We start from the raw sequence: 12,640 nt of genomic DNA, 5'->3' as shown, positions 1-12,640 counted from the left end.
TTGTTTCTAATGAGCCGTCACAAGTCCAAAGCCATCCCCGGTCGCAATCTGCGACTGGCCGACCAGATCCAGAAGGATCTGGCCGGGATCATCCAGCGCGAGATCGACACGACCCGCGCTGGCTTGATCACGCTCTCCGGTGTGGAACTGTCGACCGACTACGCGCATGCCAAGGTGTATTTCACGGTCCTGGGCGCCGAGCCCGAGGCCGCGACCGCCTTGCTGAACGAGAAGGCCGGCTGGCTGCACTCCCAGCTGTACAAGCTGCTGCACATTCACACTGTCCCCACTTTGCGCTTCTTCCACGACGAGCAGATTGCCCGTGGTATCGAAATGTCGATCCTCATCGACCGCGCAAACCGGCCCGGCCCGCACTCGGGCGTGCCCGACGAACCTGAAGACCAGTCCTGATCGGGCTGTCGTCACTGCTTTAATTTCCGGATTCCGACGATGGCTAAACGACGCGGGCTTGCGCTCGACGGTGTGCTGTTGCTCGACAAACCCGTAGGTTTGTCGAGCAACCACGCGCTGCAACGCGCCAAGCGTGCCATGGACGCGGCGAAAGCCGGCCATACCGGCACCCTCGACCCCTTCGCCACCGGCCTGCTGGTGTGCTGCATGGGCCGGGCAACCAAGATTTCCGGCGCGATGCTCAACGCCGACAAGGCATATCGCGCTACGCTTCAATTTGGGGAGGAAACCGATTCCGGCGACCTGACCGGCAACGTGGTGTCCACCGCCGCGCCCGGTTTCGTGGTCGAGGAACAGGCCCTGCGCGAAGCGCTGTCACGTTTCTCGGGCACGATCGAGCAGATTCCGCCCATGTATTCGGCGCTCAAGCGCGACGGCAAGCCGCTGTACGAATACGCGCGCCAGGGCATCGAACTGGAACGCCCGCCGCGGCAGATTACGATTTACCGCATCGAGCTGCTGTCCCTGAACGGGACGCAGGCAGAGATCGATGTGGCTTGCAGTAAAGGCACATACATCCGGACGCTGGCCCAGGACATCGGGCGCGCGCTGGGCTGTTACGCCCACCTGGCGGCGCTGCGGCGCACGCACGTCGGGCCATTTTCTCTGGAACGCGCCGTTGCGCTGGATGCCTTGCAGGCGATGCCAGACCCCAAGCAGGCATTGCTTGCACTGAACGAATTGCCGGCGGGCTTGCTGCCCGCCACCACCTTAAAGGACTCGCTATGACTCGCGCCTTGCGCAACGTCGCCATCATCGCCCACGTGGACCACGGTAAAACCACCCTGGTCGACCAGCTGCTGCGCCAATCCGGCACCTTCCGCGAAAACCAGGCGCTGACCGAACGGGTCATGGACTCGAACGACCTGGAAAAAGAACGCGGCATCACGATTCTGGCCAAGAACTGTGCCGTTGAATACGAAGGCACGCACATCAACATCGTCGACACCCCGGGGCACGCGGACTTCGGTGGCGAAGTCGAGCGCGTGCTGTCGATGGTCGACGGCGTGCTGCTGCTGGTCGACGCCGTCGAAGGCCCGATGCCGCAGACGATCTTCGTGACCCGCAAGGCGCTGGCCCTGGGCCTGAAGCCGATCGTGGTGGTCAACAAGGTCGACCGTCCGGGCGCCCGCACCGACTTCGTCATCAACGCCACCTTCGACCTGTTCGACAAGCTGGGCGCGACCGACGAGCAGCTGGACTTCCCGGTGGTGTACGCCTCGGGCCTGTCCGGCTACGCCGGCCTGACCGCGGACGTGCGCGAAGGCGACATGCGCCCGCTGTTCGAAGCCATCCTGCAGCACGTGCCGCAGCGTGACGACGATCCCAACGGCCCGCTGCAGATGCAGATCATCTCGCTGGACTACAACAGCTACGTCGGCAAGATCGGCGTGGGCCGCATCAACCGCGGCCGCATGCGTCCCGGCATGGATGTGGCGTACAAGTTCGGCCCCGACGGCCAGGGCGGCCGCGGCCGCATCAACCAGGTGCTGAAGTTCCACGGCCTGGAGCGCATCGTGGTGGATGAAGCCGAAGCCGGCGACATCGTGCTGATCAACGGTATCGAAGACCTGGGCATCGGTTGCACCGTGACCGACCCGGTGACGCAGGAAGTGCTGCCGATGCTGCGCATCGACGAGCCGACGCTGACCATGAACTTCATGGTCAACACCTCGCCGCTGGCCGGCCGTGAAGGCAAGTTCGTCACCAGCCGCCAACTGCGCGACCGCCTGGACCGCGAGCTGAAGTCGAACGTGGCGCTGCGCGTGCGCGACACCGGCGACGACACCGTGTTCGAAGTGTCGGGCCGCGGCGAACTGCACCTGACGATCCTGCTGGAAACGATGCGCCGCGAAGGCTACGAGCTGGCCGTGTCGCGTCCGCGCGTGGTGTTCAAGGAAGTCGACGGCGTGAAGTGCGAGCCGTTCGAGTCGCTGACCATCGACGTCGAAGACGCCCACCAGGGCGGCGTGATGGAAGAACTGGGCCGCCGCAAGGGCGATCTGCAGGACATGCAGCCGGACGGCCGTGGCCGCACCCGCCTGGAATACCTGATCCCCGCCCGTGGCCTGATCGGCTTCCAGAACGAGTTCCTGACGCTGACGCGCGGCACCGGCCTGATGAGCCATATCTTCCACGAATACGCGCCCATCAAGGAAGGCTCGATCGGCGAACGCCGCAACGGCGTGCTGATCAGCCAGGACAACGGCGACGCCGTGGCCTACGCGCTGTGGAAGCTGCAGGATCGCGGCCGCATGTTCGTGAACCCGGGCGATGCGCTGTACGAAGGCATGATCATCGGCATCCACAGCCGCGACAACGACCTGGTCGTGAATCCGATCAAGGGCAAGCAGCTGACCAACGTGCGCGCCTCGGGCACCGACGAAGCCGTGCGCCTGGTGCCGCCGATCCAGATGTCGCTGGAATACGCCGTGGAATTCATCGACGACGACGAACTGGTCGAAATCACGCCCAAGTCGATCCGCCTGCGCAAGCGTCACCTGCAGGAAAACGACCGCAAGCGCGCCGCGCGCGAATCCGCCGTCTGAGGCGAAGCGGGGTTCGTGCCCCGCGGCTGAAAACGGAAAAGCCGCACACCTTTCGGGGTGTGCGGCTTTTTTTCGTCGATCGCCGGTTGGTGATCGACCGGCGGCGCGGCGCGTGGGTCTCAGGCGTGCTGGTGCCGGTATTCCTGCGTCTTGCCGCCATAGCCATAGGCCGCGGCGCGCGCGTCGATCACGTGCACGTAGGAGCATTCGTGCAGCTCGCCCAGGACCTCGCCGAAGGCCGCGTAGATCTCCTGGATGAAGCGCGCCTTCTCGGCCTTGGTGTTGGTCTCGTCGGTGACGCTGATGTCCAGGTGGAAGGCGTTCTTGCCCAGTTCCGACAGGGGACGCGCACCGATGAACCACTGGTCGTGGGGGATGTGCTGCAGCGTGATGGCGATGACCGGCAGCTTCTTGCCGAGCACGGATTGCGTCAGGCTGGCGACCGAATCGACGATGCGGCGGTTGCGGGCGGCATCGGGCTGGCCGGAAACGTGGATGACGATGTGGGGCATGACAGGCTCCTTGGGTGAGGGGGAATGGAGCCAGTGTAGGGACCGCATTGACATCGGAAAAGCGGGAATTTACGATTTCATCCATCGTATAAACCGTTGGATAAATCATGTCCGGATTCGATCTCGACCAGCTGCGCACCCTGGTGGCGGTGCTGGACGCGGGCAGCCTGACCGCCGCCGCGCCCAAGGTGTTCCTGTCGCAGTCGTCGGTCAGCGAGCAGATGCGCAAGCTGGAGGAGCGGGCCGGCCAGCCGCTGCTGATCCGCGGCAAGGCGGGCGTGATCGCCACTCCCGCCGGCGAGCGCCTGCTGGCGCATGCGCGCGCCATCCTGGCGCTGAGCGACGAGGCCTTTCGCGACCTGCGCGGCGTGGCGCTGCGCGGTGAACTGCGGCTGTGCATCACCGATTACTTCCGTCCTGGCGACGTGGCGCGGCTGCTGCGGCGCCTGAACGAGCAGTATCCGCAGGTGCGCATGCACGTCACCATCATGAAGAGCGGCACGATCGAGGCGGCCTACGAACGCGGCGAAGTGGATGTCGGCATTTCGATGGTGATCCAGGAGCGCGGCGCGTCGAAAGGGCGGCCGCAGGGGCCGTTGCTGCGGCGCGAATCGCTGCTGTGGATGGCGGCCGAGGGTGCGCCGGCGCCGGCGCCGGTGGCGCCGCTGCCGTTGCTGGCGCTGCCCGAGACCTGCGCGTTGCGCCAGTACGCCGAGCGGCTGCTGGCGCGGCGCGCGGTGCCGTACGCGGTGGCGCATGTGGCCTCGGGCGTGGCCGGGCTGCAACTGGCGATCGCGGCGGGGTTGGGCGTGGCCTGCCTGAACGAGTCGGCGCTGACGCCCGGCATCGGCCGCCTGCAGGCGCCGGGCCTGCCGCCATTGCCCGACGTCGAATTTCGCCTGTTGCCGCCGCGGCCGGGCGAAGACCCCTTCATCGGCCAGGCGCGCGAGGCGATCGAGCGGGCGCTGCGTTGAGCCGGCCTCGGCGCGGCGGCTAGCGGACCTGCCGGTTTGGCGCGCGCATCAGCCACTGCAGGAATTCACGGCCCGGACCGGCCTCGCCGACGATGGCGCCGATGGGCTGGAACGCGCCCGGCGACTCGATCCGCAGGCGCTCGAAATGGCCATGCTGCAGATACCAGCCGGCCAGCGTCAGCGGCACCATGGCCAGCGCCTGCTGCGCCTGCATGACCGCGATCAGCAGCGGCATGGGGGGCGCGGCGCTGGCCAGGCGGCATAGCCGCGGCACCACGCCGGCGCGCTCGAAGAAGGCGGTGAAGACGGCGTGGATCGCCAGTTCGGGGCGTGGCCGTATCCACAACTGGGAGGCCACCTGCGCCAGCGTGGGCGCGGCATCGCGGGCCAGCAGCGGATGGCCCGGCGTGGCGACGATGATGGCGGCATCCTGTTGCAGCGGGACGAATTCCAGGCCGGCGGGCACCGCTTCCGGGCGCCGGCACAGCAGCAGGTCCAGGTTGCCCGCGGCCGCCAGCGGCAGTAATTGTTCGCGGCTGCCTTCCTGGAAGTCCACCTGCAGGTGGGGATGGGTCCGCATGTAGGCCGGCAGGCGTTCGGCCAGCAGGCCGCTGCTGGCCGCCGGAATGGCGCCCAGGCGCAGGTTGCCCGAGGCGCCGCCGCGCAGGGCGGCGACCGAGTCGGTCGAGGCGCGAAGCGTGGTCAGCATGCCGCGCGCGCAATCGGCCATCAACTGTCCGCTGCGGGTGGCGCGCATGCCGCGGGCGTGGCGCTCGAACAGTTCCACGCCCAGCAGGGATTCGATGTCGGCCAGCGCGTGGGTGGCGGCCGGCTGGCTCATGCCGATCTGGGCGGCGGCCTGCTGCAGGCTGCCCAGTTCGGCCACGCCGGCCAGCAGTTGCAGGTGGCGCAGGCGTCCCTTGGCCAGGAGGCGGGCAAGCAGGGTGGCGGGGGCGACGTCCATGGCACGAGCGAATAAGCTATTCAAAATGTGAATGTATTGCCGCATTAATGTATTTGAAATAAGGATATGCCCTGCCCAGAATGGCGTGATGCCGGCTACCGGTTTCCACTCGAGGATTCGCCATTCCATGAAGTCCCGTCTGTTGCATGCTGTCGTCTGCGCCGCCCTGGTCGGCGCTTCCTCCGTGGCGCTCGGGCAGGGCGCCTATCCCTCGCAGCCGGTGCGCCTGATCGTGCCGTTCGCGCCGGGCGGTTCCACCGATGTGCTGGCGCGGGCCGTGGCCGATGGCCTGCGCAAGGAACTGGGCCAGAGCGTGGTGGTGGAAAACCGCGCCGGCGCCGGCGGCCTGATCGGCACCGAGGCCGTGGCGCGGGCCGAGCCTGACGGCTACACGTTGGGCATGGCCACGGTCAGCACCATGGCCGTCAATCCGCTGCTGTACGGCACTGGCCGCGTCGATCCCGCGACCCAGTTGAAGCCGGTTGGCTCGGTGGCGAACGTGCCGGTGGTGTGGATGGTGAATCCGGCCTTTCCGGCCACCGATTTCGCGCAGTTCCTGGCCGAGCTGCGCGCCCATCCCGGCAAGTATTCCTTCGGTTCGCCGGGCGTCGGCTCGCTTGGCCACCTGAACCTGGCGGCCATGAATGCCGACCTCAAGGTCGAGGTGCTGCACGTGCCGTATCGCGGCATGGGCCCGGCGCTGACCGCGGCGGTGGGCGGAGAGGTGCAGGTGCAACAGGACCAATACGTTTCGGCGCAATCGCTGATCAAGGCGGGCAAGCTGCGCCCGATCGCGGTGGCCGCGCCGACGCGCCTGGCGGGCCTGCCGCAGCTGCCGACGCTGGCCGAGCTTGGCTATCCGCAGCTCAATGCCCTGGGACAGACCTGGTTCGGCCTGGTGGCGCCAGCGGGCACGCCCGATGCGGTGGTGCAGAAACTCAATGACGCAGTGCGGCAGGCCATGGCGGATCCGGCCCTGGTGCAGCGGCTGGCCACCCTCGGCGCGGCGCCCGAGACCGGCACGCCGCGGGCCTTCGCGCAGCGCATTGCCGAGACGCTGGCCGCCAATCGGAAAATCATTGAAACTGCCGCCATCAAGCTTGACGAGTAAGCGTTGCACCGCCGGCGGCGTGTCGTCGCCGGCGCCTGTAGACCCTGTAGAACCGCCACTGGAGACACGATGGGAGCCATCGACAAACTTGCCCCGTTCATCGACGCCCGCAGCGACCGCTATGCGGAACTGAGCGACCGCATCTGGAGCCTGGCCGAGCTGCGCTATGACGAGCACAAATCGGCCGAACTGCACATCGCCATGCTGGAAGAGGCCGGCTTTCGCGTCACGCGCGACGCGGCAGGGATCCCGACGGCGTTCGTCGCCGAGGCCGGCGCGGGCGGCCCGGTCATCGGCATCCTGGGCGAGTACGACGCCCTGTCGGGGCTGAGCCAGGAAAGCGGCGCCTTCGCCTGTCAGCCATCGCCGGAAACGCCCAATGGCAACGGCCACGGTTGCGGCCACCACCTGCTGGGCACGGCCGCGCATTTCGCCGCGGTGGCGGTCAAGGAGTTCCTGGAAAGCAACGGCCTGCCGGGCCGCATCCGCTTCTACGGCTGTCCGGCCGAGGAGGGCGGGTCGGGCAAGACCTTCATGGCGCGCGCCGGGCTGTTCGACGACCTCGACGCGGCGCTGACCTGGCATCCGGCTTCGCACACGGGCATCTTCCACCAGTCGTCGCTGGCCAATATTCAGGCCTATTTCCGCTTCCGCGGCGTGGCCGCGCACGCCGCCAATTCGCCGCATCTGGGCCGCAGCGCGCTGGACGCGGTGGAGCTGATGAACGTGGGCGTGAACTATCTGCGTGAGCACATGGTGCCGGACGCACGGGTGCACTACGCCGTGACCAACAGCGGCGGCATTTCGCCGAACGTGGTGCAGGCCCGCGCCGAGGTGCTGTACCTGGTGCGCGCGCCGATCAACGCACAGGCGGCCGAGCTGTACGAGCGGGTCAAGAACGTGGCCCGCGGCGCGGCGCTGATGACCGACTGCGAGCTGGAGATCGTGTTCGACAAGGCCTGCTCGAACTACATTCCCAACGACGTGCTCAACCAGGTCATGTACGCCAACATGCAGGCGCTGCAGGGGCCCGCGTACACAGAGGGTGAACAGCAGGCCGCGCGCCGCATGTGGGACGCGATTTCCGCCGACGACATCGACAACGCCGGCAAGAACCTGGGCGCGGTGCTGCGCAATCCGACGCCGTTGTTCAGCGGGGTGGCACCGTACGAGCCCGGCAAGCACGAGATCAGCTATGGCTCGACCGACGTCGGCGACGTCAGCTGGGTGACGCCCACGGCGCAATGCTGGGGCGCCTGCTACGCCTACGGCACGCCGTTCCATTCCTGGCAGATGGTGGCGCAGGGCAAGCTGTCGCTGGCGCACAAGGGCATGGTGCACGCGGCCAAGGTCATCGCGGCCACCGCCGCCGACCTGTATGGCCAGCCCGAGGCGCTGGCGCGCGCCAAGGAGGAACTGCTGGAAATGCGCCGCGGCCAGCCCTACGTCTGCCCGATTCCGGCCGACGTGCTGCCGTCGTTCATGCGCAGGTAGGCGGCACGGGGCGGCACTTGCGGGAGGCCGCCCGTGGTGTCCGGCCCGCTTGAGGCGGGCCGGCGCCGGTCAGGCCGGCAGGGAAGGCGCGTATTGCGCTTCCGAACTGGCCTTCTGGTGGAATTCGACCACCTTGCGCACGACCTTGCGGGGATCGTCCTCGATGATGAAAAGATCCAGGTCATGCGCGCCAATCATGCCATTGCCCAGCACCTGGCCGCCCAGCCATTCGACCAGGCCCGACCAGTACTCGCTGCCCACCAGCACGATGGGCGCGGCCGGGACCTTGCCGGTCTGGATCAGCGTCAACGCTTCGAAGAGCTCGTCCAGGGTGCCGAAGCCGCCCGGCATCGCCACGTAGGCGAAGCTGTGCATGAAAAACGTGGCTTTGCGTGAAAAAAAGTACTCAAACGAGAGACTGATGGTTTGATACTCGTTGTTGTGCGCTTCGTGCGGCAGGCTGATGTTCAGCCCGATGCTGGTGCCGCCGGTTTCGAACGCGCCCTTGTTGGCGGCTTCCATGATGCCCGGGCCGCCGCCCGCGATGACCGCGAATCCCGCCTCGGCCAGGGCGGCCGAGATTGCCACGGTGGTTTCGTAGTGGGGGGAGTTGCGGCTGACGCGCGCACTGCCGAAGACACTGACTGCTGGCCCGATGTTCGCGAGCTTTTCGGCCGCCGTCCGTATCTCTGACATAATCAGCGGAATTTGTTTTTCGGCGGGCGTCGCCGCAATTGTTGCCGCAGTTGTTGCCATATCTGCCTTTGTAACCATGAAAAAAACCTTATTGCTGGTCGACGGTTCAAGCTACTTGTACCGCGCTTTTCACGCTATGCCTGATTTGCGCAATGCGCAAGGCGAACCTACGGGTGCGCTGTACGGCGTGGTCAATATGTTGCGCAAGCTTGTATCCGACTATAAGGCAGAGTATGCCGCATGTATTTTCGATGCGCGTGGCAAGACGTTCCGGGACGATCTGTATCCGGAATACAAGTCGCACCGCCCGCCCATGCCGGAAGACCTGGCGGCGCAGATCGAGCCCATCCACCGCGCCGTGCGCGCGCTGGGCTGGCCGGTGCTGGCCATCGAGGGCGTCGAGGCCGATGACGTGATCGGCACGCTGGCCTGCCGCGCCGCCGAGCGCGGCGTGCACACGGTGGTGTCCACCGGCGACAAGGACCTGGCGCAGCTGGTCAACAGCCACGTCACGCTGGTCAACACCATGAGCGGCGAGGTGCTGGACGAGGCCGGCGTGGTCAACAAGTTCGGCGTGCCGCCGGACCGCATCGTCGACTACCTGATGCTGGTGGGCGACACCGTCGACAACGTGCCGGGCGTGACCAAGGTCGGCCCCAAGACGGCCGCCAAGTGGATCTCGGAATTCGGTTCGATCGACAAGCTGGTCGAGGGCGCCGAGGGCATCAAGGGCGTGGCCGGTAGCAACCTGCGCGAAGCCATCCCCAACTTCCCGCTGACGCGCCAGTTGCTGACCGTCAAGTGCGATTGCGACCTGACCGGCCATGTCGAGAGCGTCGACGACCTGACCCCGCGCGGCCGCGACGAGGCCACGCTGACCGAACTGTACGAACGCTACGGTTTCCGCACCTGGCTGCGTGACCTGACCGGCGACGCCGAGCGCGTGCCCACGGGCGATGCCCGCGTGGCGGTCGAAGCGCCGGCCGCGCCGGCCGAGCTGGACTACCGCATCATTGACAACTGGCAGGCGTTCGACGCCTGGATGGAACTGGCGCAGGGCGCCGAGCTGGTGGCGCTGGACACCGAGACCACCTCGCTGGACGAGATGCGGGCCAAGCTGGTCGGCCTGTCGATGGCGGTGGCGCCGGGCGTGGCCTGCTACATCCCGGTGGCGCACCACGGCCCGGATGGCGCGACCCAGTTGCCCAAGGCCGACGTGCTGGAGCGTCTGCGCCCGTGGCTGCAGGACGCCTCGCGCGCCAAGCTGCTGCACCACGCCAAGTACGACACCCACGTGTTCGCCAACGAAGGCATCCGCCTGGCGGGCATCGCCGAAGACACCATGCTGCAGGCCTACGTGCTGGAGTCGCATCGCGGCGTCGGCCTGAACGACCTGGCGCAGCGCTACCTGGGCCGCAGCGGCGTCTCGTACGAAGACCTGTGCGGCAAGGGCGCCAAGCAGATCGGCTTCGACGAAGTGGCGGTGGACAAGGCCGGCCACTACGCCGCCGAGGACGCCGACTTCACGCTGCAGCTGCACCAGGTGCTGCGCCCGCAGGTGGCGGCCGACGCCGGGCTGGAACGCATCTACCTGCTGGAAATGCAGGTGTCGGCGGTGCTGACCACCATCGAGCGCAACGGCGTCAAGGTCGACGCCGCCGAGCTGGGCCGCCAGAGCCACAAGCTGGGCCAGGAAATGCTGCAACTCGAGCAGAAGGCCTACGAACTGGCCGGTCAGCCCTTCAACCTGAATTCGCCCAAGCAGCTGGGCGAGATCCTGTTCGGCCGCATGCAGTTGCCGGTGGTGCGCAAGACCGCCGGCGGCGCGCCGTCGACCGACGAGGAAGTGCTGAGCAAGCTGGCGCAGGACTACCCGCTGCCGCAGGTGCTGCTGGAATACCGCGGGCTGTCCAAGCTCAAGTCCACCTATACGGACAAGCTGCCGCGCATGATCAACCCGGATACCGGTCGCGTGCACACGCACTATTCGCAGGCCGCGGTGATCACCGGCCGGCTGGCCTCGTCCGATCCCAACCTGCAGAACATTCCCGTGCGCACCGAGGCCGGGCGCCGGGTGCGCGAGGCGTTCATCGCCGAGCAGGGCCTGCTGCTGTCGGCCGACTATTCGCAGATCGAGCTGCGCATCATGGCGCACGTGTCGGACGACGCCAACCTGCAGCGCGCCTTCGCCGCCGGCGAGGACATCCACCGCGCCACGGCCTCGGAAGTGTTCGGCGTGTCGCTGGCGGACGTCTCGTCCGAGCAGCGGCGCGCGGCCAAGGCCATCAACTTCGGCCTGATCTACGGCATGGGCGTGTTCGGCCTGGCGTCGAACCTGGGCATCACGCGGGACGCGGCGCAGGCCTACATCGACCGCTACTTCGCCCGCTATCCCGGCGTGGCGATGTACATGGAGAACACGCGCCGCGTGGCGCGCGAGCAGGGCTATGTCGAGACCGTGTTCGGGCGCCGGCTGCAATTGCCGGAGATCCGCGGCGCCTCGGGCCCGCGCCGGCAGGGCGCCGAGCGCGCGGCGATCAACGCGCCGATGCAGGGCACCGCGGCCGACCTGATCAAGATGGCCATGGTGGCGGTGCAGGACTGGCTCGAGGCCGAGAAACTGCAGACCCGCATGATCATGCAGGTGCACGATGAACTGGTGCTGGAAGCGCCCGACGCGGAACTGGAAGTGGTCAAGGAAGCCCTGCCGCGGCTGATGTGCACCGTGGCCGAGCTGCGCGTGCCGCTGGTGGCCGAGGTGGGCGTGGGCAAGAACTGGGAACAGGCGCACTGACACGCCTGGACGGCGGCGCGCCCGTGAACGGGCCGCTCGCCGTGGATTGCTTGGATCGGGCCGTCCGGGCCGCGCAGCGTCCGGTGGCCCATTTCCGCTTTTGCGGCTGCAACAATATAATGTTGCGCTTCCCCCTGACCATAATACGTCCCCCAAATGCTGCTGCTCTGGGTCCTGCTTGCCACCGTCACCGGTGGCCTCATCGCCGTCCTTGTCGCCAGCTGGCTGGCCTACAAGGTGTTCGCCCATTACCTGCATCACATGGTCAGCCTGTCCGTGGGGGTGCTGCTGTCGGTGGCGCTGCTGCACCTGCTGCCGGAAGCCTTCGAGAGCGGGGTGGCCGACGCCCATGTGCTGTTCGGGCTGATGCTGGCGTCGCTGATCGGATTTTTCGTGCTGGAGAAGATCGCGCTGCTGCGCCACAGCCATCACCACGAGGGCGACGGGCACCACCATCATCATGGCCATGACCGGCATGAGGCGGGACGCGGGGGCGTGCTGATCCTGGTCGGCAGCTCGCTGCACAACCTGTGCGACGGCGTGCTGGTGGCGGCGGCCTTCCTGACCGACCCGCTGCTGGGCGTGCTGACGGCGGCCTCGATCATCGTGCACGAAGTGCCGCACAAGCTGGGCGACTTCGTCGTGCTGCTCAATGCCGGCCTGGCGCGCCGCCGCGCCTTCGCGCTGATCCTGTTCACCAGCTTGTGTTCAGCCTTGGGCGGCATAATAGGTTACTTCGTGCTGCAGCAGGCCCAGGACTGGGTGCCGTACGTATTGGTGGTTGCCGCCAGCAGCTTCCTCTACATCTCGGTGGCCGACCTGATGCCGCAGATGCACGAACGGGTATCCCTGGCCGATGCGGTGCCGCAACTGCTGCTGGTGGGCGTGGGCGTGGTGCTGATCTACAGCGTGACGACCCTGATGCACCACGGGCATGAGCACGAGGCGGGCGCTGGCGCGGCCCGCACGGAGCACGTCCACACACATTGAAGCGTGGCGGTCGCGATACCCGGCTTTGCTTCCGATCCTGGCCGGTCCTGTCGCGCTCGCCCCCGATGGCGAACCGCGGCGCGCC

Annotated in this window: 11 protein-coding genes; 8 read left to right on the top strand and 3 right to left on the bottom strand. The window is 67.2% G+C overall.

What is annotated here, in order from left to right:
• The first annotated feature begins 9 nt into the window (after positions 1-9).
• Genes rbfA through typA form a run of 3 tightly spaced genes read left to right on the top strand, consistent with a single transcriptional unit; the run spans position 10 to position 3,020 of the window.
• A complete protein-coding gene (gene rbfA / locus I6I07_RS30415) occupies positions 10-411 on the top strand; it encodes a 30S ribosome-binding factor RbfA (RefSeq protein WP_006388333.1) in 402 nt (133 codons plus the stop codon).
• A gap of 39 nt (positions 412-450) precedes the next feature.
• Positions 451-1,200: a tRNA pseudouridine(55) synthase TruB gene (gene truB / locus I6I07_RS30410; protein ID WP_035360110.1), complete on the top strand. Its 750-nt coding sequence runs from the start codon at positions 451-453 to the stop codon at positions 1,198-1,200.
• On the top strand, positions 1,197-3,020 hold the full coding sequence (gene typA, locus I6I07_RS30405; protein ID WP_006393682.1) for a translational GTPase TypA: 1,824 nt from the start codon (positions 1,197-1,199) through the stop codon (positions 3,018-3,020). Before truB ends, typA begins: the two co-directional genes overlap by 4 nt.
• 119 nt (positions 3,021-3,139) lie before the next feature.
• Here the strand turns inward: typA and I6I07_RS30400 are convergent, their stop codons facing one another.
• Positions 3,140-3,532 carry a tautomerase family protein gene (locus tag I6I07_RS30400; RefSeq protein WP_198484868.1) on the bottom strand — a complete coding sequence of 131 codons (393 nt, stop codon included), beginning with the start codon at positions 3,530-3,532 and terminating at the stop codon, positions 3,140-3,142.
• Between the two features lie 107 nt (positions 3,533-3,639).
• Here I6I07_RS30400 and I6I07_RS30395 point away from each other — a divergent pair, with 107 nt between their 5' ends.
• Positions 3,640-4,506, top strand: a complete 867-nt coding sequence (locus tag I6I07_RS30395; protein ID WP_198484867.1) for a LysR family transcriptional regulator — start codon at positions 3,640-3,642, stop codon at positions 4,504-4,506.
• A 19-nt stretch (positions 4,507-4,525) separates the two neighbouring features.
• On the opposite strand, the gene I6I07_RS30390 is transcribed toward I6I07_RS30395, so the two are convergent.
• The gene (locus I6I07_RS30390) at positions 4,526-5,470 is read right to left on the bottom strand and encodes a LysR family transcriptional regulator (RefSeq protein ID WP_198484866.1); all 945 of its coding nucleotides are present in this window, start codon (positions 5,468-5,470) and stop codon (positions 4,526-4,528) included.
• 127 nt (positions 5,471-5,597) lie between these two features.
• On the opposite strand from I6I07_RS30390, the gene I6I07_RS30385 reads away from it, so the two are divergent.
• Both I6I07_RS30385 and I6I07_RS30380 read left to right on the top strand, forming a co-directional pair.
• Positions 5,598-6,581, top strand: coding sequence for a Bug family tripartite tricarboxylate transporter substrate binding protein (locus I6I07_RS30385; protein WP_198484865.1), 984 nt, complete (start codon positions 5,598-5,600; stop codon positions 6,579-6,581).
• Between the two features lie 69 nt (positions 6,582-6,650).
• The gene (locus tag I6I07_RS30380; RefSeq protein ID WP_198484864.1) at positions 6,651-8,075 is read left to right on the top strand and encodes a M20 family metallopeptidase; all 1,425 of its coding nucleotides are present in this window, start codon (positions 6,651-6,653) and stop codon (positions 8,073-8,075) included.
• Positions 8,076-8,144: 69 nt separating this feature from the next.
• On the opposite strand, the gene I6I07_RS30375 is transcribed toward I6I07_RS30380, so the two are convergent.
• Complete coding sequence (locus tag I6I07_RS30375) at positions 8,145-8,771, bottom strand: TIGR00730 family Rossman fold protein (protein ID WP_035360111.1); 627 nt, start codon at positions 8,769-8,771, stop codon at positions 8,145-8,147.
• A gap of 76 nt (positions 8,772-8,847) precedes the next feature.
• Here I6I07_RS30375 and polA point away from each other — a divergent pair, with 76 nt between their 5' ends.
• Together polA and I6I07_RS30365 are read left to right on the top strand one after the other, a co-directional pair.
• Entirely contained in the window at positions 8,848-11,565 is a 2,718-nt protein-coding gene (gene polA / locus I6I07_RS30370; protein WP_198484863.1) for a DNA polymerase I, read from the top strand.
• Between the two features lie 156 nt (positions 11,566-11,721).
• Entirely contained in the window at positions 11,722-12,555 is an 834-nt protein-coding gene (locus I6I07_RS30365; protein WP_061072071.1) for a ZIP family metal transporter, read from the top strand.
• The last annotated feature ends 85 nt before the right edge of the window (positions 12,556-12,640 follow it).

Source organism: Achromobacter deleyi (genome assembly GCF_016127315.1).
Taxonomy (GTDB): Bacteria; Pseudomonadota; Gammaproteobacteria; order Burkholderiales; family Burkholderiaceae_B; genus Achromobacter; species Achromobacter insuavis_A.
The sequence above is the reverse complement of the archived record's forward strand: the minus strand, read 5'-3'. Positions and strand labels throughout refer to the sequence as shown.

Bases quoted from the DNA above. Each gene is read 5' to 3' on its own strand.
- rbfA (WP_006388333.1), top strand. From the start codon at position 10: ATGAGCCGTCACAAGTCCAAAGCCATCCCCGGTCGCAATCTGCGACTG.
- truB (WP_035360110.1), top strand. From the start codon at position 451: ATGGCTAAACGACGCGGGCTTGCGCTCGACGGTGTGCTGTTGCTCGAC.
- typA (WP_006393682.1), top strand. From the start codon at position 1,197: ATGACTCGCGCCTTGCGCAACGTCGCCATCATCGCCCACGTGGACCAC.
- I6I07_RS30400 (WP_198484868.1), bottom strand. From the start codon at position 3,532: ATGCCCCACATCGTCATCCACGTTTCCGGCCAGCCCGATGCCGCCCGC.
- I6I07_RS30395 (WP_198484867.1), top strand. From the start codon at position 3,640: ATGTCCGGATTCGATCTCGACCAGCTGCGCACCCTGGTGGCGGTGCTG.
- I6I07_RS30390 (WP_198484866.1), bottom strand. From the start codon at position 5,470: ATGGACGTCGCCCCCGCCACCCTGCTTGCCCGCCTCCTGGCCAAGGGA.
- I6I07_RS30385 (WP_198484865.1), top strand. From the start codon at position 5,598: ATGAAGTCCCGTCTGTTGCATGCTGTCGTCTGCGCCGCCCTGGTCGGC.
- I6I07_RS30380 (WP_198484864.1), top strand. From the start codon at position 6,651: ATGGGAGCCATCGACAAACTTGCCCCGTTCATCGACGCCCGCAGCGAC.
- I6I07_RS30375 (WP_035360111.1), bottom strand. From the start codon at position 8,771: ATGTCAGAGATACGGACGGCGGCCGAAAAGCTCGCGAACATCGGGCCA.
- polA (WP_198484863.1), top strand. From the start codon at position 8,848: ATGAAAAAAACCTTATTGCTGGTCGACGGTTCAAGCTACTTGTACCGC.
- I6I07_RS30365 (WP_061072071.1), top strand. From the start codon at position 11,722: ATGCTGCTGCTCTGGGTCCTGCTTGCCACCGTCACCGGTGGCCTCATC.